Genomic DNA, 26,848 nt, shown 5'->3' on the forward strand with positions numbered 1-26,848 from the left:
AACTTCTCCGGAATTGAAATTCGGCACTGCTTAGCAATTTGGGCCGGATAGCTCAATGCTGGTGCGGGCCTTCCACCCACTTCGACGGCTTTCCGGAGTTCTGGCGAGGGCGAACTTCGGTGAATTCGCCATCTATCACATCGTCCTGATCAAACGGGTTTGGCCCCGACCTGAATTGTGCGCCGGTGCCCATTTGAAAATGCGTGATGGTCGCCTTAGACTTGAGATAGCGGAACACTGCGACCCGGATGCCGGGAACAAGCAGAGCAAAACCAATGGCATCGGTGAAAAACCCTGGTGTCAGCAGCAAAACACCAGACAGCAAGATCATCGCCCCATGGGCCAGCGGTTCGGTTGGGTCGTCCAATTCGGCAAAGGATCGCTGCAAATTCGCCAGCGCCATGCGACCTTGTGTCCGCACCAGAACCGTGCCCAGAACGGCGGTCAGAACCACGATTGCAAGCGTCGGCCAAAGCCCGATCAGACCGCCAACCTGGATAAACAGGGCGATCTCGATGATCGGAACCAATAAAAAAGCCAAGAACAAGTACATTTGCGGTATCCTTTAGCATGGTCCGGGCTGTGGACTTGGCCCCGACTGTCACCTACATAGTGGCAGAGGGCAGCGTATACAAAGCCCGGGTTCTGAAAAGAGGACGAAATGAACTCACCCCTGATCCAGCTTCTGGTGCTGGCCGGAATTGCCATTTTCCTGATCCTGCGCTTGAAAAGCGTGTTGGGTACACGCGAAGGTTTTGAGAAACCGCCCCTTCAGCAACAGCCTGATACCAATGGCGCGCGCCGTGATTTCGAAGTGATTGAAGGCGGGCCAGATCACGACATCACCGACCATGTGGCCGAAGACAGTGAACAGGCGCAAACTTTGGCCGCAATGAAGCGGGTCGAACCCAGTTTTTCTGTCAGCGAATTTGTTCAGGGCGCGCGCGGCGCCTATGAGATGATCGTGATGGGCTTTGAAAAGGGCAATCTGGACGAAATCCAGCCGTTCCTGTCCGAAGAAGTATTCGACAGTTTTGTATCGGTTGTTGCGGATCGCGAAGACAAAGGTCTGACCATCGAAGCCGAATTCATCGGGGTGCGTGAAACCACTCTGGTCGATGCGACCTTCGATAAGGATACCAATCAGGCTGAGATCACCATGCGCTTTATCGGTGAGCTGACGTCAGTCGTGCGCGATCGCGGCGGGGATATTGTCGAAGGCAACCCGAACACCGTCAAACGCCAAAAGGACAGCTGGACCTTTGCCCGTGTCATGGGCGCGGACGATCCGAACTGGCTGCTTGTTGCCACGGACGCATGATTGCAGCGCTCCGGTCGCTATTTCTGGGGGTCGTCATGACCACCGCCAGCGCCGCCGGAGCCGAGGCGACGCGATCCATCCTGTCATTCGATGACCTCGATGGCTGGGCCGCCGACGATCACGGGGCGGCCCTTTCGGTTTTTCTGAACACCTGTGGTGATCTGGACGATCCTGATTGGCAGGCGCTGTGTGGCGTGGCTCAGAGTTACGAACCTGGCGCGGCGCGGGCTTTTTTCGAGCTGTTCTTTCGTCCTGTTCTGGTCGAAGACGGCGATGACGCACTGTTCACCGGATATTTTGAACCTGAACTGGATGGCTCGAAAACCCCAACTGATAAATACCGCTATCCACTCTACCGGATGCCGCCCGAGGCGCGAGAGGCGGGCAAGTGGCTCAGTCGCCGTGACCTGCTGACCGGTGACGCCCTGACAGGTCGGGGCCTTGAGATAGCGTGGGTCGATGACCCTGTTGAGTTGTTCTTTCTGCAAATTCAAGGCTCGGGCCGGATACGTCTGCCCGATGGCGGTGCATTGCGGGTTGGATATGGCGGTGCGAATGGGCATCCCTATCGCTCGATCGGCGCGGAACTGGTCCGACGGGGTGCGCTGGGCGCGCACCAGGTCAGCGCGCAGATGATCCGGACCTGGGTACGCAAAAACCCTGAAGCCGGGGCTGAGCTGTTACTACACAACCCTTCGTATGTTTTCTTCCGTGAAGTGACGCGTGTCGCGCCCGAGTTCGGGCCGTTAGGCGCCATGAACCGCTCAGTGACCACGATGCGCAGTATCGCGGCAGATCCGGCTTATACACCTTTGGGCGCGCCAGTTTGGGTAGAAAAGGATGGCAAAAACCCGCTGCGCCGATTGATGATCGCACAAGACACCGGATCGGCGATCAAGGGTGCGCAACGTGCCGACATTTTCTTTGGCACAGGGGATGATGCCGGGCAGGCCGCCGGTCGCTTGAAGGATCCCGGCCGTATGGTTGTGCTGTTGCCGATCCAGAGGGCCTACGCCCTGTTACCGGATGAGTTCTGATGACCCGGCGCAAACTGACTGCGGATGAGATCGATTTGTGGCGCAAGGTCGCCAAACAGGCTGAGCGTTTGCACCCCGAACTGCCTCAGACTGTGCACCCCACTACCTTGCCCAAGCCCAAACCGACCAAAACGCCCAAGGCGCGGATAGAAGCCTTTGAACTGGGTCAGACTGCGCCAACCAAACCGTCACGGAATAACCTGAAGCCATCGATCACCGAAGGTTTACGGACAAATCCGGTGCAGATGGACACCAAGTCTTTTGGTCGCATGAAACGCGGCAAGCTCAAGCCCGAAGGCAAGCTGGACCTGCACGGGATGCGCATGAGCGCAGCCCATCCCGCATTGGTTCGGTTCATCCTGACCGCACAGGCACAGCGCAAACGGCTGGTGTTGGTCATAACCGGCAAGGGCAAGGACCGGGACGAACCGGGACCCATTCCAACGCCGCGTGGGGTCTTGCGCAATCAGGTGCCCCACTGGTTGTCTATTCCGCCACTTGCACAAGCGGTGCTGCAGGTAACACCCGCACATATCAGCCATGGCGGCGATGGCGCCTATTACGTTTACCTCAGGCGCGTCCGTTAGTCGGATCGCTGATTCTAGCTGGTCCGCATGAACCGGATTCGCACGCGAACCCTGCCCTTACCCCTACTGATTTATTGTTTCTGCAGGTCCCGCAACCCCGGTGATAAGCTGCCGGCGCAATGAAACTTCGTAGCCTTGTCCAAGGCTTGCGAGGTTGTGCTTAACAACACAACCAGAACGGTACGGCAGACAATCGCCGATCCCATCTGATTGCATTGACCCAGCGGTTTCCGATTGCTTACCCTACGTAAAGCACCCCTGTGGCGCTGATATTTTTATGACGAATTTATGGTGGCCGAATGTTAGGCTCCACTGCCATTTCCCGACCTCAAAGGTCGGAAGCATCCGCCATTTCAGGTGACAATGGCGCCAACAAAGATGTGCTGTCGCTTAATCTGCCGAAAGGCGGTGGCGCGATTTCTGGTATTGGTGAAAAGATTACCTCGAACCCGGTGACCGGGTCTGCGTCCTTGACGATTCCGGTTCCTGTCAGCCCTGGGCGTGGTGGTTTCACACCAGAGCTGCAACTGAGCTATGAGGCTGGCACCAGCAGCGGCATTTTCGGCTTTGGATGGTCACTTTCGCTGCCCGAGATCACGCGCAAAACGGAAAAAGGCCTGCCCCAATACGACGATGCCGCCGGATCGGATGTCTTCCTGATTTCGGGGTCTGAAGATCTGGTGCCGCTGCTCGATTCTCAGGGGGCACAATGGGAAGATCGCGCGCGGTTTCCAGGTGTGACCATCCACAGGTTCCGCCCACGGATCGAAAGCACTTTTGCCCGCATTGAGCGGTGGACAGACGAGGCGACGGGTATCGCGCATTGGCGTGTCACGTCGCGCGAAAACGTCACTTCGATCTATGGCGCGTCAGGCCTATCAAGGGTGGCAGACCCGGACGACCCCGCCCGTGTATATCGCTGGTTGTTGTCCGAGACCATCGACGACAAAGGCAACGCCATCCGATACGAGCATGTCGCCGAAGACGCAGTTGGCATCGATCAGGCGCAGGCGCACGAAGCCAATCGGTCCCGCACAGCCGAGCGGTACCTGAAACGCATCCGCTACGGCAATCGAGTCTCTCGTTTGGTTGATCCGGATGTGAATGCAGGTGGATGGCTGTTCACGGTCGTATTCGATTATGGCGAAGACCACCTGTTGCCAATCGCACCTGATCCCAACGTGGCGGCGGATGCTCAGCATGGGCTTGTCCATGCATCCGCTGATCCCGGCCGAAATTGGCAAGTGCGCCCGGACCCCACATCAAGCTACCGCGCGGGCTTTGAGGTTCGGCGCTATCGTCGCTGCCATCGAATTCTGACATTTCACGATATCCCCGACCTGCCGACGGGCGAACCGGGCTATCGCGGTCTCGTGAAGGCAACTGAGTTTTCCTATGACGATTTCACCCCTCCCGGTGCTGACACTGATGACGAGCGTCAGCACCCCGGCAGTACGCGCTATGGCTCATTCCTCATGGCGGTCGCGCAGTCGGGCTTCGCTCCGGACGATACGGTTGCACCGCTCGATGTGAACGGTGCCACGTTCCTCGCCTACAGACGACAGGCAATTCCACCGGTGGAATTCACCTATAGCCGAGCTGAAGTGAACGATATTGTGCACGGCCTTGACCGCGAGCAGACCGAAGGTGCTCCGGCCGGACTTACCGATCCGGCAAACTGGGTTGATTTGGACGGTGACGGAGTTGGTGGAATACTGACCTCGACCCCGGGTGCCTGGCATTACACTCGCAATCTTGGACCAATGAATGGCACGGCGCGCTTTGCTGCCCCCGTGCTGGTTGCCGAACGGCCTGCATTTGCTGAGTCAGGCCAATGGATGGACCTTGCAGGGGACGGTCGCCCGGATCTGGTGGTAATGGACCGGACAACCCCGGGGTTCCATGAGCGCGACGCGCAATCCGGCTGGTCCGACTTCCGCGCGTTTGAATGTTGGCCACATGTAGATGTGTCCAATGACAGCATGAAGATGGTTGACCTGACAGGCGATGGCCTTGCAGACATTCTTCTGACCGAGGACACCGCTTTTGTCTGGCACCCCTCTGAAGGCGAGGCCGGGTTTGGCCCCGCGCACAGGCAAGCGCAGCCATGGAACGACACTGACGGACCCCGACTTGTGTTTTCCGATCCGGAGGCTGCAATTTTTCTGGCGGATATGTCCGGCGACGGATTGTCTGATCTGGTTCGTATCCGCTGTGGTGAAGTCGCCTATTGGCCCAATTGCGGATATGGGCGTTTCGGCACCAAAGTGGCGATGGACGACGCGCCACAATTTGATCGCCCCGAAATGTTCGACCGCAGCCGCCTGCGCCTGACGGATATCGACGGCTCGGGCACCACCGACATTGTCTATCTGGGTGCAGAAGGTATCGACCTCTATTTCAACATGTCTGGCAACCGGCTTGCACCGCGTCGACGCCTAGGGAATGTGCCGCCGCTTGATACCGTAACTTCGGTTGATCTGCTCGATCTATTTGGAACGGGCACCGCCTGTCTTGTGTGGTCCTCTACTTTGTCCCGCGACGCAGGTCAGCCTCTGCGTTACGTCGATCTGATGGGCGGACAAAAACCGCACCTCATGACCCGATATGTCAACAATTTCGGTGGCGAGACCGAATTGCGCTATGCCTCGTCGTCGCGGTTTTACCTGCAAGACCTTTATGAAGGACGTCCTTGGGCCACACGCCTGCCGTTCCCGGTGCAGGTGGTTGATCGCATCGTCACACATGATCGTGTGGCGCAAACCCGGTTCGTATCTCGCTTTGCCTTTCACCATGGTCATTTCGACGGGGTCGAGCGCGAGTTTCGCGGGTTCGGCATGGTCGAACGATGGGACACCGAGGAATTCGCAGCGCTCTCGTCAGATGCGCTGGGGCCACTGGCATCAAACGAAGACCCGGCATCTCATGTTCCGCCCATACTGACCAGAACATGGTTTCATACCGGCGTGTATCTCGACCAAGGTAGTCTGCCCGATGTCTTGGCTGGTCTGCTTGATGGGCAGGATCGTGGGGAATACTGGCGCGCACCCGCTTGGCGTGACGACGATGTTGAAGCGCGACGGCGGCTTTTGCCAGACACGGTGTTGCCACCCGGATTGACAACCGGAGAAACCCGCGAGGCTGCGCGCGCGCTTCGCGGCACGGTGCTTCGGCGTGAAACCTATGCGCTCGATGGCAGGGCGGAGCCCGGCTATCCCAACGGTCACCCCTATCAGGTGGTCGAGCAAACGCAGACTGTGCATCTTCTGCAATCCCGTGGACCCAACCGTCATGCCGTGTTTCTGACCCATGCCCGGGAAATTCTAACCGCGCATTATGAGCGGATCCCCGATGACCCACGCCTTCAGCATCAGGTCATACTGGAGGTTGACCCGTTTGGGACTGAACTGCGCCGCGTCGATGTCATGTATGGCCGGCAAACACCTGATCCGACGCTGACGCCTGAAGATCAGGCGCGTCAGGCGCAGTTACATGCGGTATTACACACGCGGCGCGTCACGGACCTGATCGCGACAGATCAAACCTACCGCGCCCCGGTGTCATGTGAAGAACAAAGCTTTGAGCTTACCGGCTTAAGCCCAGCGCCGGGTACGCGTTTGTCCTTTGATGAGATCGAGACAGAGGCGAACGCTGCAGCCGATCTTGCTTATGAAGCGACCCCAACCGCGGGTCAGGTGCAGCGTCGTCTGATCGAACACCGCCGTCAGTACTTCAGGGATGATACGCTGACCGGCCCACTGCCGCTTGGCCAGATGGGCAGTTTGGGGCTTCTCCATCAAAGCTTCCAACTGGCCTTCACGCCGGGTCTTGTCACGCAGGTTTATGGAGGCCGCGTTGGTGCGGCCGAGATGGCGCAGGCGGGATACACCGAGATTGACGGCGACGGCCAGTGGTGGCGCCCATCGGACCGTCAGCTTTTGTCGCCCTCAAGCGGTGATACGCCCGCGCAAGAGCTGGCATATGCACGTCAGCATTTCTTTCGACCACATCGCCTGCGGGACCCGTTCCATCAGCCTGCGACACCTACGGAAACAACAGCCCGCTATGACGCTTTCGACCTGCTGATCGAGGAAACGCAGGACGCATTGGGCAATCGCATGTCGGCAGGGGTACGCTCGACCGGTCCAGCAGGCGCAATCACCGAACGCCGACAGGATTATCGCGTTTTGCAAGCCTTGGTATTGACCGATGAGAACGGTAATCGCAGCGAGGTGGTCTTTGACGCCTATGGCCGCGTGACCGGCATGGCCCGAATGGGCAAGGTCGATGGGCCCGACGAAGGTGACAGGCTGGATGGCTTTGATCCGACACTGGTGCCTGCAGCACGCACCCAAGTGCTGACTAATCCGCGTGGACCTGAAGCTCTGGCAGCACTTGGGCGCGCGACAATGCGTTATGTTTATGATCCCTGGGCCTATTATCACTCTCGTGGGGATCCTGTCCCATCACCCGTCATCGGTCTTTCCCTGCATCGAGAGGTTCACGACAGTGATCTTTTGCCGGGTCAAACCACCCCGTTCCTGGCCGAACTTACCTTTACAGATGGGATGGGGCAGGAAATTCAACGCAAGATTCAGGCCGAAGACGGTCCGGTCCCAACGCGTGATGGCTCGGGGAGCATTCTGCTGGGACCTGATGGTCGGCCGGTTATGTCCGCATCGCAGTCGCCACGCTGGGTCGGTACCGGCTGGCAAGTGCGCAACAACAAAGGCAATATTGTTCGACAGTTCGAACCGTTCTTCACAGATCGCCCGACCTATGAGTCCGACATCCGCATCGGTGTAAGCCCAATTTTCTTCTACGACGCATTGGGCAGAGAGATCGGGATTTTGAATCCCGATCATACATGGAGCAAACACCGGTTTTCTGTTTGGGACCAGACGACATGGGACCCGGGCGATACTGTACTGATTTCGGATCCCGCCCAAGACCCCGATCTTGGCGACCATTTCCGCAGGTTGCCGCAGGCTGCCTATTTACCCACTTGGCACGCGCTGCGCACTGATCCGGCGCAAGCGCAGGCGTTGGCTACCCGTTTCCCCGATCCCGAAGACCGGCAGCGCGCCACTGAGGCTGCATCGAAATCGGCGCTTTATGATGACACACCGATGCGGGCATTGGCGGATACCCGTGGTGCGCTGATCGCGCGCCTCACTCCGAACCGCACGCTCTACAGCAACGCGGCCCCGGGCACCCTACCGATCGAGACACTCCACCGCGTTGCGACCGAAATCGATATCGAAGGCAATACGCGCCGAACCTGGGATGAGCTTGGGCGCGAGGTTCAGCGTACCGCTTTCGACATGCTCAGCACCGCCATTCGGACCGACAGTATGGAGGGCGGTACCCGTTGGCGGCTAACGGATGTAGGTGGCGAAACGGCGTTTACGTGGGATGCGCGCGACCACCGGCTGCGCCACGAATTCGATGTATTGCGCCGACCCATCGCCACTCATCTAAGCATCAATGCGGGTCCTGAGCTGCGGATCGATGAAACGATCTACGGAGAATCGCTGACGACACCCGAAGCCCTGAACCGCCGCAAACGCATTGCGATCAGCCGCGACCAATCCGGCACGATGGAAATTCTGGCCCATGATTTCAAAGGCAACCCAATCCGCAGCCAGCGGCAACTGGCGCAGGAGTTTCGCACCACGCTCGATTGGGCCGCACCCGTGGCGACTGAGCCCGAGATTTTCGCAGGGCAAACCCGCTTTGACGCGCTGGATCGTCCGGTCCAACTGGTGCCGCTGCAACCGCAAGGGCCGGGCGCGCGCATCCAGGTTGTGCAGTACCGCTATAACCCGTCCTCGCGGCTTGATCGGGTGGACACCTGGCACGCACGACCCGCGGCACCTGACACTTTATTGGATCCCGCCACTGCGGATCATGCCGTGGTCACAGGCATTGCATACAACCCTTGGGGCGACCGCGAACGCATCACCTATGGCAACGCGGTTGAAACAGAAATCCTGCATGATCCGTTGACCCGTCTGACCGAACGCATCATCACCCGGCGAGCGGCAACGGGTTTTGGCTCGGACTGTCCGACACCGCCAGTTGCAGGCTGGCCAGGATGCCACTTGCAGGCGCAGCACATGATCTACGATGTGTCTGGCCACGTGACCCACATCCGCGACAGCGCGCAACAGCAGATCTTTTTCCGCAATCGCCGTGTTGATGCCTCTAACGACTATACGTTTGATGCCCTGCATCGTTTGATCGAGGCGACGGGCCGCGAACATCTGGGCCAGCAAGGCGGCGCACCCGGCGCCCACAGCTATAACGATGCCGCGCGAGCTCGGCTGCCACACCGCAGTGATGGTTTCGCCCTTGGCCGGTATCTTGAGCGTTTTCACTATGACATTGCGGGCAACTTGATTGAGATGCGCCACCGGGGCTCTGATCCCGTGGCGCCCGGTTGGACGCGGACCTACACCTATGGCGAGGACAGCGATCTGGCCGCGGGGGTATCCTCGAACCGCTTAAGTCAAACATCGGTCGGTGCCTTGAATGATATCATCAGTCAGGGCGGCGATGGCTATGACGCGATGGGCAACATGCTGCGCCTTTCCCATCTCGATCAGATCGCATGGGACCACGACAACCAACTGCGCATGTGCCGCCGTCAGGCAGTTGGACCTGATGATGCGGACGGCCTGGCGCACCAAGGGGACCGCACATTCTTTGTTTACGCCTCTGACGGGACTCGCATCCGAAAAGTGATAGAAACCTCTGCAGGAGCCATTCGGCGCGAAACGATCTCGCTGGGCGGGTTCGACATTATCCGCGAACCGGGTGCAAACCCGCGGACCCGAGAGACCCTGCATGTGGGGGACGAAGCTGGCCGTATCGCATTGGTTGAGGCGACGATCGCCGGTGGTGCGGTCAGCCGCGTCATTCGTTATCAGCACAGTAACCATGTGGGCAGTGTGGGGATCGAACTGGACGAGAACGGCAATGTTCTGTCTTACGAGGAATACAGCCCCTTCGGCAGCACCACTTACCAAGGCGTTGCAACAGCAGGTCTGGGGCCGAAACGTTTTCGATATACCGCGATGGAGCGGGATGCCGAAACCGGGCTTAACCATCATGGTGCCCGCTATGCCGCCCCTTGGCTCGGCCGATGGATCAGCGCCGATCCCATCGGAATTGAAGGTGGGCTGAACCTTTATGCTTATGCCTATAACAACCCGGTAACGCTCAACGATCCCGAGGGCACTGCGCCGCCCACTGTGCCCAACGGAGGCCTTGAAGTTGCATCGTTGCAGAAGGGTCTTGAGACGCTTGATGCGCTGGCGACTCAGGTCAGGAACACCGAAGGCAGCGTGCAGGAGTTTGCCCTTATCAAAGAGAACAACACGTTCAAGATATTGAAGGGCACGGCCACCAAGCCCGAGGTCTCGATTCCAAAGGGAACGACGGCTATCGCACACACGCACCCGCCCACTGCCATGGTTTCCTTTGCAGACGTCAACACCACCCATGCCCAGGGTGTGAAGGTCGCCGGAGTCCGTTCTCACCTGGTGGCGCATGGCAACGGCAATTGGACGCTGATCGAGATCCCGAAACAGGGAAACGGAATGTTGACCTCATTCGACACCAATACCGGCATGATAAAGGGCACCGTGCAAGTCTACCGCCCGGGCGCTGCGCCTGACACTGCGTCGATGGTGCAAAAAGTCGACACCATGAACATGGTGAACAAGCAAGGCAAAATCACCTCAATTTCCAAGCTTGCCAAAGCAATGCGGGGCAGCAGGGCAGTGTCGCAGACCCTGTCCGGGGGCCGCGCCATCCTAGGGGTCATGGGCCGTGGGCTCATGGTGATCGGTATGGCGGCCAGCGGCATTCAGGTTGGCACAGGGATCACGCAAATCGCCGAAGGCGAGACCGGCGTGGGCACCGCAAATGTGGTCGAGGGCACAGCCTCGGGCACTCTCAACGTGGTCTCGGTGTCGGGCAAGCTCGTCACGGGTGGTGGTGCTGGATCGGTCCTTGCCGCCGGGCTCGCAGCTTTCGGCTCAATTGCACTGGCCGGAACCGAAGCTCGCTCCGCAATCAAAGGCGAAAAAACCGCCGCACGCGAAGCGGCCGATTTTTGGGTGGACGAAATCGATGCAGGCCATCGTCAGGGCGGCGTTGGCGGCTTTTTCCGACGGTCCGCTGGATACCTTGGCCTGGGCGCGGCAGGCACGATGTCGATCCTGCAAGGCCAGGGCATCAAAGGCCATTTGAAATGGTGAACGCAGTTGTCAGAAAGGGTACCTCCTCATGACCAAAGTTACGCATCCGCTAAAGCCCAGAATGCGCCGCGCTACGGTGGGCGATCTGCAATCCGCTTTGCTGGCACTGCTGCGTGAAGGCTTGCTGCTGGCCAATGATATCAGCGCGCGCCGAGCGCTGGCCGATATCGTGTCGCGCGAAAAGGATGGCCGCACACCGACCTACGGAAAAGGCACCTCTGAAGCCGTTCGCCTGGTTCAGAAAGAGGCCGATCTGTCCCCGACCGGCAGTGTCGATAAAAGAACGGCAGCTGTGATTAACGATCTGGTCGCTCGACTGGACACACCGACGGATTTTGGCACCTACCGTGTCAGCGGTCGCGTCATAAGTGCGCAAAGTGCGGCTGTTGATGGCCTTGCTGTTGTTGTTGTCGACAAAGGTGTCGGCGGCGACGTTGAACTGGGAAAGGCTACAGCCGGTAAACGCGGTGCCTTCGAGATTGTGTTTACCGGAGATCAGATAACCAAGCGCGGCAAGGATGCACCAGACCTTCAGGTGCAGGTGCGTTTGAATGACGATGTGGTTGCCGCTTCGGCGGTGGAATATGACGCCGGACCGGATTCCGAGCTTTCCGTGGTTCTGCCTGCTGAAAGTGCCGCAAAACTGTCTTCAGAACACGCCACACTGACCAAGGCGCTCTCTGGTCAGTTCAACGGTGCCTTGTCGAAACTTGAAGAAAGCGACACCCGTCAGGACATCACATATCTGGCCAATAAAACAGGTTGGGACGCGCGCGCCGTGGCACTGGCGTCGCTATCCCAACAGTTGTCTGACAAGACCGCTGGACGGCGTGGTCAACGCATCGACTCTGGCCTGTTCTATGCGCTTTTACGTGCAGGTGTTCCCGCCGATGACACCGCGGTTTTCCGCACGCCCCCTGCTAAAGTGGCGCAAATCTGGAAATCCGCGCTGGATGAAGGATTGATCGACGCCAAACTGGCGGATCAGATAGATGCCTCCCTTGCCCGATTTACCGAAGTTTCCGCGCGCGTGCGGCTGGATACGCCCCCTCCCGGGGCTTTGGCCGGAATGCAGCCTTTGCTTGCACTTTCGCTGACGCGGGATGACGAGCGTGAAACTTTTGCCGCGCTCCATGCGGCGCATGGTGATGATCTCGATACATTCTGGACCGAGGTAGAGGGTAAGTTGGGTCAGGACAAAGCCACCCGTTTGCAGACCGATGGCAAGCTTGCCTATCTGACGCTCAACAACTCCAAGCTGGTCGAACGCTTGCACCGTGACACCGATGGCGATGCGGACGGTACGTTGGGAGGCCTAGTGAAGGCGGGTTTTCATAAAGCCGACGCCTGGGCCGCGATCATGGATGATACCGACCCCGTGCCAGAGGCAGTTCAGGGCCGGGATGCCGCCGAAAGACGCGCCAACTATGCAGAATTCATGGCCGCTCAGGTGCGGCTGTCTTTCCCGACTGCGGTTGTTGCGGAAATGGTCCGGGCGCAGGAGACGCCATTGGTCGATACCGGGTTGTCGAACAGCGTTCATGAATTCCTCGCAAAACATGCCGATACCTTCCAGATAGGTCAGCAGCCCGTTGCGCGCTTTATTGCAAAAAATGCGCTGGACGAACCGCCAGAAGTGGTGCGCGAAATCTCACGCATTCAGCGGGTCTATCAGATCTCGCCCGACGACAGCAGTATGAATGCCATGCTGGCTGCAGGGTTGGATTCGGCCTATGCGGTCGTGGCGCTGCCACAAGATGAGTTCCTGCGCGCCCACAAGGCCGTTCTGAACGAGGCCGTCGCGATGCAGATCTACCGCAAGGCCGAACAGGTCCATGGAGCGGTTCTGAATCTGGCCACCGCCTATATGACTCATCGGATTATGCCAGCGATCGGCCCCAGCGTGGGCGCTGCTGACGGGTTTTTGAACCCTACCCCGGGCGGGTCGGACAATTTTGGTGATGTGCTCGCATACTCCACATTAGAAGAGCTTTTCGGTTCGATGGATTATTGCGGATGCGAGCATTGCCGGTCAGTCCTCAGCCCCGCAGCCTATCTTGTCGATCTTCTGCTGTTTCTCGATCGCCCCGCGACCGAGATTCCGAACGGCTTCACCAATCCACTTGATGTGTTGCTTGATCGGCGGCCTGATATTCAACACCTGCCTCTGACTTGCGAAAACACTCTGACGCCTGTGCCATACATCGACTTGGTGAACGAGGTGCTGGAGCATTTCGTTGTCAACGGCATGTCTTTGGGTGGATATCAGGGTCATTCGACCGATGGTCAAACACCGCCTGAAGAGTTGTTGGCCAGCCCTCAATTTGTCCGCGATGCCGCCTATGCCACGCTGGCCACCACCCAATTCCCTGCCCCATTGCCGTTTGACCGTTCGTTGGAGGCACTGAAGGCCCTGTTCAATCGTTTCGACGCGCCTTTACATCGGGTTATGGCCGACTTGCGTTCGTCAGACGCGCTGGACGATGCACCGTACGGATGGCGCGACATCTGGCTGCAGCGCTTGAACATCTCGCGCGGTCTCAACGCCGTCCTGACCGAAAGCGTGTCGGTTGCCGGGTCAGCGCGACCCGATCTGACAGTGCATTCGCTTTATGGTTTTGATGCGGGTGCCAGCGCAGCCGAAGTGCGTGATGGCTTGGAAAGCGTGCGCGACCTGTGCCGCCGCACCGAGATCACGCCGGTTGATCTCGTGAACATCCTAAAGACCGAGTTCGTGAACCCCGGAGCCGCGCTGATCCCGAAGCTTGAGCATCTTGGCCTGGGCTTCGACGATATCCGGGCCTTCCGGGACGGCGCGATCAACTTCGCAGAACTACAAAGCCGGATGGCGGCAGGGGTCGAGCCTGAACGCTTTGGCGGTGATATCGAGGCATGGTTGCTTGATGACACTACTTTCGACCGGATCATGGGTCTGATCGTGCTTACAAATCCGCAAGACCCGTCGGATATGTGCGACCTAAGCGCGCTTGAACTGCGTCACCCAGACCCTGATCCGCTGTCCAACCGCCTTGAATGGAATGACTTTATCCGGATTAACCGGTTCGTCCGCCTGTGGCGTGTTCTGGAGCTTAGCATTGCCGACACGGATGCTATCATCTCGGCGCTTTATCCGACGAACCAGATGCCGGACGGCGCCGACGCGCAGGTGGACCTGGCTCGCATGGACGCCGGCTTTGCCGAGCTCCTGCCACAGTTGGGCATCGCCATGTCGGCCCTTGATGCGCTGGAGCTAAGGCCCGAGGACGCGCTGCGCCCGATCCTGGCCCTCTTTGGACCAATCAGCACCAATGGAACCGCCGCGCTATTCCGTGAAATGTTCCAGCGGCCTGCTCGCGAAAACCCCGCCTTTGCCGAAGATGGTTTTGGCGGCGTGCTTACAGACCCTGCGGCCCTGTTGCTGCCCGAGGTTGAAACATTGCGCGCGGCCTTTTCATTGACGGGTCCGGAATTTAACCGGATCGTTGCTGTTTTGGGGTTCGATGACACGACACCCCTGACCATTGAGACGGTCAGCGCAATCTACCGTCGCGGCTGGTTGGCGCGCGCGCTTGAGCAAAGCGTGCCGGGATTGGAGCGTTTGCTGCAAGCCACCGGTCTTGACCCCTATGGCCCGCAAGACGCCACTGCACCCGCTCTGCTGACGGTTATCGATCTGGTGCATCGCCTGTCCGAGCTAGGCCTGTCGCTGGAAACAGCGCTGGCGCTGCTGTTGAACCATGACCCAAGTGGCCAGACGACACCGCCCGCAGAAAACATCACGACCCTGGCACGCGATCTGCGTGCAGGGTTTGCGGCGATCACCAATGACTTTGTTCTGGTGGACGATCCCGATGGCGGTATTGCCCGGTCCCACATGGCTCTGGTCTATGGGGCCGAAGCGACCGAGCAGTTCTTCGGATATCTGGAGGCCACATCCTCGGCCGAGGTTACCTATGACCATTCTGCCCCTGCGTTAGAGCCGGCGATCCTGGCCGAGGCGCCCGATCAAATCGCTTATGACGATTTCCGCAAGGTTCTGGTTTTCAACGGGCTCATGTCGACCACGGTCAGAGATGCCCTGCAGGCCGTCGCCGGGACACCTGCTGCCTTCACGCCAGCAATTGACGCTTTGTTCAACGCAAGCGAGGCACAATCACAGCCATTTTTCACCCGCTTCCCCGAGCTGCTGCCGCTGCACGACGCCTATCGCAGTTCAGTCGCTCCAAAGGCCGAGGCCTATCGCGCCCTGCTGGAAGGCATCCTGCCGCAGCTGATCTCAAGACGGAAACGTCAGGTAGCGCTGCAGCTTTTGGGAACTGCGATCGAGGTTGAGGCTGATCTGGCAGCCGTCCTGTTCGAAAAGGCCGAGGTTCTGCATGCGGCGACTGATCCGGCCAGCTCCGCGCTTGAGGATGCCCTGATGCTCGAATCCGGGGGTCTGAGTGCTGAAATCAGCGATGGTCCGGCCCACACTGCACCGCCTGCGCGGGTCGAAACCTTATCTGGCGCGATTGATTTCGCCTCCACTGGAACAGTGCTGCCAGACAATCAAACCACACCAGGTTCTTCGATTTCGATCCAGTTACGGGGATATCTGGAAGCGCCTGAAAACGGATTCTTCAACATTGCTGTCGAAGCTGATGCGGGCGCGACCGTGACACTCAGCATCGCAGGCGAACCTGTTCCTCTGACCGAGGCGGGCGGCATATGGTCAAACACCAACGCGATCGAGCTTCGCGCAGGCACTTTGGTCGAAATCGCGCTGGGCGTGGCCAATGTGACCGACCGACTGGCGTTGCGTTGGAGTGCACCGGGCCGAGGAACTGAGGTCATCGGCGCTTCGCATCTCTACCCGGCTGATCCGGTATCGCATCTGGGCGCGGCCTACTTGCGCACGCGCCGCATTGCCCGGTTGTCCGAAACGCTGAAACTTGACGTCGCTGAGATCTTGCACCTGACGACACATGGCGATTTGCAGATTGCGGGTGCGGCCTGGCCAAACAGCCTGCCCGTCACCGGCACACCTGATGATCCGACCTCTGCCGCGCTGATGGGGGTGCTAACGGCCCACCTGCGCATGGCGCGATTAAAGGCGGCTTATGCCCCTGAAAATGCCCGGCTGGTCTCGATAGCCGAGAATCCAGCAGTCGCCATAGCCGACGCCGAGGCTGAGTTGTTCCAAGTCACGCGCTGGGATCCCGTGGATATCGCCGCCCTGTTGGTACATTTCGGACTCACCCCAGCCGATATTGGCGATCTGGCCGTTCTGGAGCGGCTTCATGACATCGCCCAATGGCTGACGGCACTTGGGATTCCGGCGACAGCGCTAATCGACGCCGCAACACCCGCCCCAACCGGACCCATTGTGCGGAATTTCCGGGCTGCCCTTCGCGCGCGCTACAGTCCGGATGACTGGCTGAAAATCCTGCAACCGATCAATGACCGCCTGCGCAAGCGCCAGCGTGATGCATTGGTGGCGCATATCCTGCACGATCTGCGCGGGCGTCCGGATGCGGCGCATATCAACACGCCCGAAAAGTTGTTCGAATACTTCCTGATGGACGTGCAGATGGAGCCGTGCATGCTCACTTCGCGGGTTCGTCACGCATTGTCCTCGGTACAGATCTTTACCGAGCGCTGCCTGATGAACCTTGAACCCCGTGTGGCTGCATCCAGCCTTCGGTCCAAGCATTGGGAGTGGATGAAGCGTTACCGCGTGTGGGAGGCAAACCGGAAAATCTTCCTGTACCCTGAAAACTGGATGGAGCCGGAATTGCGCGACGACCAGTCACCCTTCTTCCGCGAGGCGATGAGTGAATTGCTGCAGGGTGACATCACCGAGGAACGCGCAGCCACCTCGCTGATCGGGTATCTGCAGAAACTGGAAGAGGTAGCCAAGCTGGAAGTATGCGGTCTCTACCAGATCGAAGGCGATCCCGGTGCTGCAGACGACGTGTTGCATGTTATCGGGCGCACCGCCGGGGCCAAGCGCAGTTATTACCACCGAACCCGTGCCTACGGCTCGTGGAGCGCGTGGGAGAAAATCCCGCTGGATATCGAGGATAATCCGGTTATGCCGCTGGTCTGGAACAATCGTCTGTTCCTGTTCTGGATCAAGATGATGCCTGAAAACACGGCGCGGGGAACACCCAATGCCGGATCAGGACCGCTGGCCGAGGTTGAGGCGTCATCGTTGATGGATGTTGATGAACCCACCTTTGACGTCAAGGTCATGCTGAACTGGACCGAACGGGTGGATGGCGTGTGGCAACCGCCGCGCAGTTCGGATCCTGATGAGCCCCTGTTGCTGCGCGAAAACGTGCCAGCCCGAGAGATGCGCAATTTCCGTAAAGGCATCCGCCTGTCTTCATTCCCATGGACCAACGGGATGCGGATATCGATCTCGTACAAGGATTGGCTGGGCGTTTCGTTCTTTATGTACAACACGTTTAGCACACCCGATACGCGCTCACCCAAGAAGGCGCCGCATTTCTTGCCGAAACGTATTACGTCGACCGGGTCAAACCGCCTTACAGCGATCTATTCCAATGACGGGATCACGCATCGGTTGCTGTCCAATAAGGCGCCCGATCAGGCCACACAGCCGCATCACCCGACCAATGGAGAAGCCTGGGAGTCGCCGTTCTTCTATGCCGACCCGCGACATGTGTTCTACGTGTCCACGAAGCAGCGGATCGTCGAAGTTGTGACCTGGCTTGATTTTGGCCGCGTGGCCGAAGTTGACCCGACAATCGATACCATGGTGCTGGCATTCGAGCCGCTTGCCGAGCAGCCCGACCGGATTGAACGGGTGACTGCAATCCCCGGCTTTGGCAGCGCCGACCTGAGCACTCTTCGTGCATTCGTGACCGAAGACGCCTTTGTCCATACAGCGCTGGGCACCGGTGGCACGGTCCGCTTTGGCGACCGCGACATCGGCCCGATGGGCAGCACCGTCCGCATGCGTCGCACTTGATCCGGAAAGGACTTTGATCATGGATACCAGCAAGATCAGCACTTACGGCTATCATCACCTGCTTGATCAGGACATTTTCGGCCCCCAGAAGATCAAGCTTATAAGCTATGAAAAACACTGGGACTACACGTTTGAAAACTTCTTCCACCCCTTCGTGTCGGAGTTGATCGAGCGTCTGAACATACAGGGTGTGCCCGGGATGTTGTCCCCGGAGTTTCACAAAAGCTTGCGCAAGTCATTCTTCAATTCCCTCTATTCCCCACAGGAAACCGACAAGATCGACATCCATTCGTTCCCGAAGGAAATCGACACGCGGATGGGTGGGCCTTATGCCAACTACAATTGGGAACTGATGTTCCATGTGCCGCTGACCATTGCGGTGCACTTGTCCAAGACCCAACGTTTCGCCGAAGCGCAACGCTGGTTCCATCTGATTTTCGATCCGACCGAGAATGACCCCGATGTACCGGTGCCCACACGCTATTGGCGTTTCCTTGCCTTTCGCGAGGGCGAAGCCCAATCCATCGATACGTTGTTGACCCTGCTCAGCAAACCAAACGACGAATGCACCGACGCGGAGCTGGCCGAGAAAGAAGCGATCCTAAATGGGTATGAAGCGGTGCGAAACACCCCGTTTCAGCCCTTTGCAGTCGCGCGCACACGGACGATTTCATTCATGATGCACGTGGTGATGAAGTACCTCGACAATCTGATTGCCTGGGGTGACAACCTGTTCCAGCAATTCACGCGCGAAGCTATCATGGAAGCGCTTCAGATCTATGTGCTCGCCTCGAACTTGCTGGGCGACAAGCCGCAGCGTTCGCCTGCGGGTGGAACAACCACACCTCGGACTTTTGCGCAACTTCGGGCGCAAGGGCTTGATCCGATGGGCAATGCACTGGTTGAGCTTGAAGGCGCGTTCCCCTTCAATTTCACAACGCCAACAGGTGCGGGCACCAGCGACAGCGCTGCGCCGTTATTCGGTATGGCCCGCACGTTGTATTTCTGCATCCCGCATAATGAAAAGCTGCTGGGTTATTGGGATACGGTTGCCGACCGGCTGTTCAAAATCCGCAACTGTATGGATATCGAAGGGCAGGTTCGTCCGCTTGCCCTGTTCGACCCGCCGATCGATCCCGGAATGCTGGTCAAGGCGGCGGCGGCTGGGCTGGATATCGGATCTGTCGTTTCGGGTTTGAATCAACCGGTCAGCCCCGTCCGCTCGCGCGTGTTGATCGAGAAGGCGGCGGAATTGGCCGGAGAGGTCCGCAATATCGGGTCGGCCTTGCTGACCGCCTTGGAAAAACGCGACGCCGAGGCACTGGCCCTGTTGCGGCAAGGTCACGAAGTCAGCTTGCAGAAACTGCAGGTCGATCTTCGTTACCTTCAATGGAAAAACACCGAGGCAGCGACGCAAGCGCTGATAGGCAGTCGTGGCGCGGCGCTTGAGCGATTGAACTATTACAAGCGCCTGCTGGGTCAGGAAGCTGATCCAAATGCGCCCGAGACCCTTGAGTTGACCCGTCAGACCCTGACAAAGGCCAATTTCGACGAAGCCTACGAAGCACTTGTTGCGGAATATGACGTGCCGGTTCAGCGGCTGGAGTTTCCCGATCTTGAGCGTTCGGGCGATGGCGATGGCGCGCAGACGTCAGGCCAAACCGGGGACGGAGACCTTCACCTGTCGAAAAAAGAGAATGAAGAACTTAACATCCTGCTTCCAATAGCCCGGGACACAACGCTGGCCAAATCGGTATTCCACTCGATTTCAGCAACCCTTACCCCAATCCCCGACCCGAAACTTGATCTGCACTATTGGGGTCTCGGCGGCACCATCGATTTTAAGGTGGGAACCGTGCTGTCCTCGGTCATGCGGATCGCGGGGGATGTTTCCGGGATGATCGCGGACTGGAACCGTGATCAGGCCGGGATGGCGGCCCGCACTGCCGCCTATGAACGTCGCGCCGATGAATGGATATTGCAGCACAATCTGGCGGCCCATGATGTGATGCAGATCGGGCGTCAGATTCTGACATCGTTGATCGCGGAACAGGCGCAGCATCGCGAATACCTGAACTTGAAGAAGGCAATCCGTCTAACAGAGCAGACCCGCGATTTCTTGCAGGACAAATACACCAACGAAGAGCTCTATGGCTGGCTGCAAGGCGAGTTGTCAAAGCTGTATTACGAGTACTACCGCTTTGCCTTCGATACCGCGCGACGCGCCGAGCAGACCATGAAAGCCGAACTGATGCGGCCCGAGTTGGATCAGAAAACTCTGGTGCAGTTCAACTATTGGGATGGCGGTCGCAAGGGGCTTCTTTCAGGCGAGGCGCTGCTGCTGGACGTCAAGCGGATGGAGCTTGCGTATCACGAGCACAATCGCAACGAATACGAGCTGACCAAACATGTCAGCCTGCTACAAATCGATCCGCTGGCCCTGGTCAATCTGCGAAGAACAGGTCGGTGTACCTTTAAAATCCCCGAGGCCCAGTTCGATCTGGATGGGCCGGGCCATTACTTCCGCCGGATCAAGAGTGTTGCGCTCAGCCTGCCCTGTGTTTCCGGGCCCTATATAGGAACCCATGCGAAACTTGTGCATCTCAAGAGCAGCATCCGGCAACGACCGGATATCGGGGATGGCTATGTTCGCACGGGCCCCGAAGACGACCGTTTCGCCGATATTCACAGCGCCGAAAGCAATGTGTTCAGTGCGGCGCAAATGGAAACCGGTCAGTTCGAGGGCATGCCTGATGATCGCTATTTACCATTCGAAAATGTGGGCGCAGTCAGCGAGTGGCGGCTAGAGCTGCCGGCGGACCCAACGCAGGGCGATCCGCAGCAGTTCGACTATGACACGATCTCGGACGTCGTCTTGCACCTGCGCTACACTGCGCGGGATGGCGGTGGGCCTGTGCGCAATGCAGCCGTTGATCAACTGAAGGCTGACATTGCGGCAGACGGGACTGTGGGCAATGTGCGGCTATTTTCACTGCGGCACGAGTTCCCGACAGAATGGGCACGCTTCCGCCGCGAAACACCCGCTGCGGGTGGGCGTCACGAGCTGCGGCTGACACTCCGACCCGAGCACTATCCCTATTGGTCGGCTGGTCGCCTCACGACGCTCAAACGGTGCGATCTTTTTGCTGAAAGCAGTCTGGATGCTGCTCCGGCAACAATCACGGTGTCTGATCGTTCTGATACCAGCGACGGAGGTGTGGTTCAGGACACATTGACCCGCCGTCCGGAACTGGGCGATCTGGCGGTTGGTCAGTTGGCGACGGTTCCGTTACCCGCAGGCCCAACGGGTGAGATCGTGCTGTTTTTCGACACCGCAGAGTTCGAGGATATGCTGATGACTGTAACGTGGGGTGGTTGACGATCCTCAGCCATATAGGAACGTCAAGGATGGCGCGGACCATCCGGTGTGATCATCCAGTTTGATAGGGTCTTGTCCATTTTCCGCATCCGGTGACGCAACATGTCGCGTGTCATGCGCGCCAATGTGGCGGCGTGTTCAGGATGTTCTGCCACGTTCTCCATCTCACCCTGCCCTTCACCGTCAAACAGCATGGGCGGAAGATCAGCCGCAAACTCAACCAATGTAAACCGGTTGTCGCGCAGGATGCTCAGGCAGCTGTCCTCTAACCCCGTTTCCAGTTCGCGTTGCCAGCGGGTTGGGTTCAGCGGATCAGCGAAGTCCAACTCCGAGAATGAATAGCGGCGCCAGTCAGCCGGGGTTGAGGATTCACTCTGAAGGAAGGGCAACAGCGAATGCCCATTCATGGAATCCGGTATTGTCTGCCCGATCCATTCGAGAATCGTCGGAACGATATCAATCGATTCCGTGGGTGCCTCGACCCGTTTGCCACGGGCTCCATCGGGCATGCGCACGATCAAGGGTGTATGATAGGCCGCATCATAAACCGACATCTTACCCCAACTGTGTCGATCCCCCAGCATCTCGCCATGATCTGCGGTGACCACCAGCAACGTGTTGTCGTACTGCCCTGTCTCTTTCAAAAACGAAACCACGCGGCCGATATGATGATCTACCTCCGTGGCAAGACCCAGATAGATCGAGCGCAGCGTCTGCACTACCTCGTCCGTCGGCTCAAGGTCCGGGAAGCCTTCAACAAATCCGGCAACCGTGCTGTTGGCCCGTGCCGGAGCGAAAAACGGATGCAACGCCTCTTCGGCCTCGGCGGTTGGTAACCGCGATGGCAATGGTAGCGAGGCAGGGTCATACATTCGGTTATATGGTGCCGGGGCTACCAGCGGTGGATGCGGGCGAATGTAGGTCAGATGTGCAAACCATCCCCGGTCATCATCCGCATAGGCCGGCATGGTTTCCAGAAACCGATCGGTTAGAAAGGCCGTGTCGCTATCCTCGGCTGCGTAGAAGGCCGGGTCATTCAGTGCAGGCTGGCCGCCATCGGGTGCGATCGGTTTGAACACGTCAATATAGTTTTCGAACTCATATCCACGGTTTTTCAGATGAGAACGCCATGGGAATGACATCTCCAACCGCATTTCCAGCATTTCCTGAAAACCGGCCATGTGGAATTCATATGACCTGAGCGCCGGGTCTTTTGCATCAAACACGCGCGGGTCCTGTGATGTGTCGGTATATCCAAACAGCATCGGCAGATACCCTGCCTTGCGCATCTCGCTGGCGATGGTCGGTGCATCGTGGCGCAGGGGCGTGCCGTTTCGTACCGACCGGTGGTTCATCGCGTATTGCCCGGTCAGCAATGAGGCGCGCGATGGCCCGCAGGGGTTGGTAACGGAAAAGTGCCGCGTGAAAGAAACACTGTCCTCCATCAATGCGCGCATGTGAGGCAGGTCAACATGGGCCTCCAATGCCCCAAACAAACAATCCGCCCGCATCTGGTCGGTAATGATAAACAGGACGTTGTGTTTGTCTGTCATATCCCGGTGCTCCTGATCGCTGAACCGAATCCTTGGCCCTGCGCGTGTATTCCTGCCAAAACTACGCGGCGGTATTGCCTGCTTTGCCTCGGAATGGCGATACCCACCGCTCAAAAATCCACAAACGAAACCGCTAATCAACCAAAAACGGAATAATTTGGTTGAATAAGTTGTTTTTTGTGGGTTAATGTTGCTGTGCTGTGTGGGGTTTTGTGACGTTGATGCTTAAAAGATGTTGCGTAATGCAGCATCGCAGAGTGACGATACAACCGGAACACCCATGTGCAATGGCGATCCGTTAGTCATCCAGTTTACCTGTACCATGACGGCGTCTCTGAATACTGCTTAAGGCATTGCAATGAGGGACAAAAACAGATGCTAACCCCACCAAATACCGTTGCAACGCCCGAAGGTACGTCAGATATCGCGATTCACGCCGCCGAAATCGCCAATATCGCCGCGCAGGCTGCGCGCGGGTACTTTCGGGGACGTTTGGGGGTTGAGTTCAAGGCGGACGAAAGCCCGGTCACACAGGCGGACAAGGGTGTCGAGGCCGTTGTGCGACAATATTTGGCTGAGAACTTTCCAGATGACGGTATCTTTGGCGAAGAGCAGGGGTTCGAAGGTCAGGATCGGCAGAATGTCTGGATTGTAGATCCCATTGACGGCACCCGGTCATTCCTGTCGGGGCATCCGTTGTTTGGGTTCCTGTTGGGATATCTCACGAATGGTGTTCCCCGATTGGGGGTGATCGGCATGCCTGCCCTGAACGAATTTCTGATCGGCATGAAAGGTCAAGGGGCCACACTGAATGGCAAGCCTGTCTCGGTCAGCGTTACACGCCAATTGAGCGACGCAGTTTTTTTCGTCAACGAAGGCGACAAGATTTACCGGGATCAACCGGCCCTGTTTGATCGGTTGATGAATTCGGGACAGACCCGACGCTTTGCCTATGACTGCTACCCGCATGCACTGCTTGCGATGGGCCATGTTGATGCGGTCATCGATTATGATCTGCAGCCTTATGACTATCTGCCGGTTTCCGCCGTAGTTGAAGCTGCGGGCGGGATCATGAGCGATTGGGAGGGTAAGCCGCTAGGTCTGAACTCCGACGGCCGAGTCATATCGGCGGCCACGCCGCAACTGCATTCCGAGCTGCTTGATCTGGTGAACGGATAACGGAATGGCGATTGTCAGTTTCCTCATAAGTCTGGCTGGTGCAACGATGCTGCTGCTCTACGCTGTGCGCATGGTGCGCACGGGCATCGAGCGTAGCTATGGTGCATCGTTTCAGCGGGTGATGACGGGGCAGCGCAGCTATGCGCAGGCCTCGATGGTAGGGCTTACAATGGCCGTCGTCCTGCAAAGCTCGGCCGCGGTTGCATTGCTGACCGCCGGATTTGCGGCGGGCGGGATGTTGGCCTTTCCGACAGGGCTCGCGATGGTTCTGGGTGGCGATCTCGGCTCGGCGCTGATCATTCAGGTTCTGTCCTTCAAACTGGATTGGTTGGTGCCGCTACTGCTTGCGGTCGGTGGCTATCTGTTCGTCAAGACAGAGGCCAAGAAACCGCGCCAGTTGGGCCGTATTCTGATGGGTGTCGCATTCATCCTGATCTCACTGCGTTTTCTACGCGAGGCGATGGACCCGATCCGTGACAGCGCCTTTCTACCCGCCATCGCCGAGTATCTTGCGCGTGATTACATCACAGCGTTCCTGGTCGGTGGAGCGCTGGCCTTTGTCATGCATTCTTCGGTCGCTGCGATCTTGATGTGTGTGACCCTGGTGCAAATCGGGGCGATCCCGTTTGCCGCCGGGCTCTCGCTGGTGTTGGGTGCTAATTTCGGGTCCGCCTTCATCCCGGTTTGGCTGACACGCGGCATGGCCCTGTCTGCAAGGCGCATTCCCTTCGCTAATCTGGCGCTGCGGGGCAGTTGGTCAATTGTCTCGCTGTTTGCTGCCAACCTGGCGCTGCGAACCGGAGTATTGGGCGATCTGCAAGGCGGGCAGATGCTGGTGAATGCACATCTGATTTTCAACGCCTCGCTTCTGGTTCTGGCACTGCCGTTCTGCGGCATGCTGTGCGCGCCATTCGAAAAACTGCTGCCCGATCCGAAAAGTCCTGAAAGCAGCGCGCAGCCCGGGCAACCGATCAGCGCACTTGATCTCGACTCCCTCAGCAGACCCAATCAGGCCCTGTCTAACCTCAAACGCGAGCTTCTGCGGATGAGCGATATGGTTGGCTCGATGTTCCGGCCTGCGCTGGAGCTTTATCGCAGCGGCGACAAGGAGCAGATCCGGGCCATTCGGGACATGGATACTGATGTGAACGATTGCCTTTCTGGTATCCGGCAATATGTGGCGGCTATCCCCGCTGATGCGTTCGGCAAGGAAAATGCCAAGATTGCGCGGGACCTAATGGAATATGCCATTCGCCTGGAAACCGCGGGCGACGTGGTGGCCAAACGCCTGACGGCATTGGCGGATGACATGCGCAAAAAGGGGGCCGCGTTCTCGAAAGAAGGTTGGTCAGAGCTGGTCGAAATGCACGAGGGGATTGTGGCCAACCTGAAACTGGCCTCGAACGTGCTGATCTCGGACGATCTGGAAAGCGCGCGTCTGCTGAGCCTGGAAAAAACCGAAATCAAGCGGGCCGAGCGTGACAGTCGCAAACGCCACCTTAAACGCTTGCAACATGGCAGCGCAGAAAGCTTTGAAACCAGTGACATCCACCTCGAAACCCTGCGCGCCTTTCGCGAATTCAACAGCCATATCGCGGCGGTTGCCTATCCGATCTTGTATCGCAATGGGCAGTTGCTTGAAACGCGTCTGATCGAAGAAATGCCGCAGATGGAACAGGATGCGGATACCGAGGTCAAAGGATGACCGGATCGGTCGAAATCCTGAACCAGGCGGGCGTTGGGCGCGTCGTTCTGCTGTGTGAACATGCAAGCAACCGCATTCCGTCAGAGTTTGATGACTTGGGATTGTCCGCATCCGCGCGCGTCAGCCATGCTGCTTGGGATCCGGGCGCAATGGCGCTGACACGGGCGCTGTCGACAGCGCTTGATGCTCCGGTCGTGGCCTCGACCGTCTCGCGATTGGTCTATGATTGCAACCGTCCGCCCGAGGCGGCAAGCGCAATGCCCGAGAAATCAGAACTGATCGAAGTGCCGGGCAATGTGGGCCTCGATCAATCGCAACGCGATGCACGTACCCAGGCAGTGTATGCCCCGTTCTGTCAGGCTGTTGCACAGGTTCTGGATGCGCGTGGTCCGGATACAGTCGTTGTGACTATTCACTCCTTTACGCCAGTCTATTTTGGTAAGCCGCGCGCGGTTGAACTTGGACTTCTCCATGACGAGGACAGCCGTCTGGTCGATGCCATGCTGGATCATATGGATCAGATCCCGCATCGCCGCACGGAACGCAATCAGCCCTATGGCCCCGCTGACGGTGTAACGCATTCGCTCCGTCTCCATGCGCTGAGCCGGGGGCTGGCCAATGTGATGATCGAAGTACGCAATGATCTTTTGGGCAATGAAATACAGGTTGCCAACATGTCCCGGGACATACTGGCGCTGCTTGAACCGGCGCTGAACGATATCACGATCAGGGAGGACGCATCGTGAGCGCGACGCTGACATTTGAGCATTTGAAGGCTGAGGTTTCGTCTGGCGAGATTGATACGGTATTGGTTTGTCTGGTTGACATGCAGGGCCGTTTGATG

Annotated in this window: 11 protein-coding genes; 9 read left to right on the forward strand and 2 right to left on the reverse strand. The window is 58.2% G+C overall.

The window, feature by feature from the left end; genetic code table 11:
• Positions 1-52: 52 nt before the first annotated feature.
• Positions 53-553: an FxsA family protein gene (locus ACR0BT_RS19375; protein ID WP_170399458.1), complete on the reverse strand. Its 501-nt coding sequence runs from the start codon at positions 551-553 to the stop codon at positions 53-55.
• 108 nt (positions 554-661) lie between these two features.
• On the opposite strand from ACR0BT_RS19375, the gene ACR0BT_RS19380 reads away from it, so the two are divergent.
• The 6 genes from ACR0BT_RS19380 to ACR0BT_RS19405 all read left to right on the forward strand — a co-directional run bounded on the left by ACR0BT_RS19380 (position 662) and on the right by ACR0BT_RS19405 (position 21,567).
• Positions 662-1,321 (forward strand): Tim44/TimA family putative adaptor protein, encoded by a 660-nt coding sequence (locus ACR0BT_RS19380; RefSeq protein WP_170399461.1) that lies wholly within the window; start codon positions 662-664, stop codon positions 1,319-1,321.
• Positions 1,318-2,358, forward strand: coding sequence for a murein transglycosylase A (gene mltA / locus ACR0BT_RS19385; protein ID WP_170408811.1), 1,041 nt, complete (start codon positions 1,318-1,320; stop codon positions 2,356-2,358). Before ACR0BT_RS19380 ends, mltA begins: the two co-directional genes overlap by 4 nt.
• A complete protein-coding gene (locus ACR0BT_RS19390) occupies positions 2,358-2,945 on the forward strand; it encodes a Smr/MutS family protein (protein WP_170567303.1) in 588 nt (195 codons plus the stop codon). The genes mltA and ACR0BT_RS19390 overlap by 1 nt, the downstream gene beginning before the upstream one ends.
• 299 nt (positions 2,946-3,244) lie before the next feature.
• Entirely contained in the window at positions 3,245-11,212 is a 7,968-nt protein-coding gene (locus tag ACR0BT_RS19395; RefSeq protein WP_480763868.1) for a SpvB/TcaC N-terminal domain-containing protein, read from the forward strand.
• Positions 11,213-11,240: 28 nt separating this feature from the next.
• Positions 11,241-18,188, forward strand: a complete 6,948-nt coding sequence (locus ACR0BT_RS19400) for a neuraminidase-like domain-containing protein (protein WP_480763869.1) — start codon at positions 11,241-11,243, stop codon at positions 18,186-18,188.
• A 19-nt stretch (positions 18,189-18,207) separates the two neighbouring features.
• Positions 18,208-21,567, forward strand: a complete 3,360-nt coding sequence (locus tag ACR0BT_RS19405) for a Tc toxin subunit A-related protein (protein WP_480763871.1) — start codon at positions 18,208-18,210, stop codon at positions 21,565-21,567.
• Positions 21,568-21,590: 23 nt separating this feature from the next.
• Here the strand turns inward: ACR0BT_RS19405 and ACR0BT_RS19410 are convergent, their stop codons facing one another.
• On the reverse strand, positions 21,591-23,120 hold the full coding sequence (locus tag ACR0BT_RS19410; RefSeq protein ID WP_480763872.1) for a sulfatase-like hydrolase/transferase: 1,530 nt from the start codon (positions 23,118-23,120) through the stop codon (positions 21,591-21,593).
• 375 nt (positions 23,121-23,495) lie between these two features.
• Between ACR0BT_RS19410 and ACR0BT_RS19415 the strand changes: the two genes are divergently transcribed.
• Genes ACR0BT_RS19415 through ACR0BT_RS19425 form a run of 3 tightly spaced genes read left to right on the forward strand, consistent with a single transcriptional unit; the run spans position 23,496 to position 26,750 of the window.
• Entirely contained in the window at positions 23,496-24,299 is an 804-nt protein-coding gene (locus ACR0BT_RS19415) for an inositol monophosphatase family protein (RefSeq protein WP_480763874.1), read from the forward strand.
• 4 nt (positions 24,300-24,303) lie between these two features.
• Complete coding sequence (locus tag ACR0BT_RS19420; protein ID WP_480763875.1) at positions 24,304-26,004, forward strand: Na/Pi cotransporter family protein; 1,701 nt, start codon at positions 24,304-24,306, stop codon at positions 26,002-26,004.
• The gene (locus ACR0BT_RS19425) at positions 26,001-26,750 is read left to right on the forward strand and encodes an N-formylglutamate amidohydrolase (protein WP_480763876.1); all 750 of its coding nucleotides are present in this window, start codon (positions 26,001-26,003) and stop codon (positions 26,748-26,750) included. Before ACR0BT_RS19420 ends, ACR0BT_RS19425 begins: the two co-directional genes overlap by 4 nt.
• Positions 26,751-26,848: the final 98 nt, after the last annotated feature.

The organism is Ruegeria sp. CJ6 (genome assembly GCF_056536665.1).

What these genes read in the sequence shown, in the direction of transcription:
- ACR0BT_RS19400 (WP_480763869.1), top strand. Translation starts at nt 11,241, where the DNA reads ATGACCAAAGTTACGCATCCGCTAAAGCCCAGAATGCGCCGCGCTACG.
- ACR0BT_RS19390 (WP_170567303.1), top strand. Translation starts at nt 2,358, where the DNA reads ATGACCCGGCGCAAACTGACTGCGGATGAGATCGATTTGTGGCGCAAG.
- ACR0BT_RS19410 (WP_480763872.1), bottom strand. Translation starts at nt 23,120, where the DNA reads ATGACAGACAAACACAACGTCCTGTTTATCATTACCGACCAGATGCGG.
- ACR0BT_RS19405 (WP_480763871.1), top strand. Translation starts at nt 18,208, where the DNA reads ATGGATACCAGCAAGATCAGCACTTACGGCTATCATCACCTGCTTGAT.
- ACR0BT_RS19380 (WP_170399461.1), top strand. Translation starts at nt 662, where the DNA reads ATGAACTCACCCCTGATCCAGCTTCTGGTGCTGGCCGGAATTGCCATT.
- ACR0BT_RS19420 (WP_480763875.1), top strand. Translation starts at nt 24,304, where the DNA reads ATGGCGATTGTCAGTTTCCTCATAAGTCTGGCTGGTGCAACGATGCTG.
- ACR0BT_RS19375 (WP_170399458.1), bottom strand. Translation starts at nt 553, where the DNA reads ATGTACTTGTTCTTGGCTTTTTTATTGGTTCCGATCATCGAGATCGCC.
- ACR0BT_RS19395 (WP_480763868.1), top strand. Translation starts at nt 3,245, where the DNA reads ATGTTAGGCTCCACTGCCATTTCCCGACCTCAAAGGTCGGAAGCATCC.
- mltA (WP_170408811.1), top strand. Translation starts at nt 1,318, where the DNA reads ATGATTGCAGCGCTCCGGTCGCTATTTCTGGGGGTCGTCATGACCACC.
- ACR0BT_RS19415 (WP_480763874.1), top strand. Translation starts at nt 23,496, where the DNA reads ATGCTAACCCCACCAAATACCGTTGCAACGCCCGAAGGTACGTCAGAT.
- ACR0BT_RS19425 (WP_480763876.1), top strand. Translation starts at nt 26,001, where the DNA reads ATGACCGGATCGGTCGAAATCCTGAACCAGGCGGGCGTTGGGCGCGTC.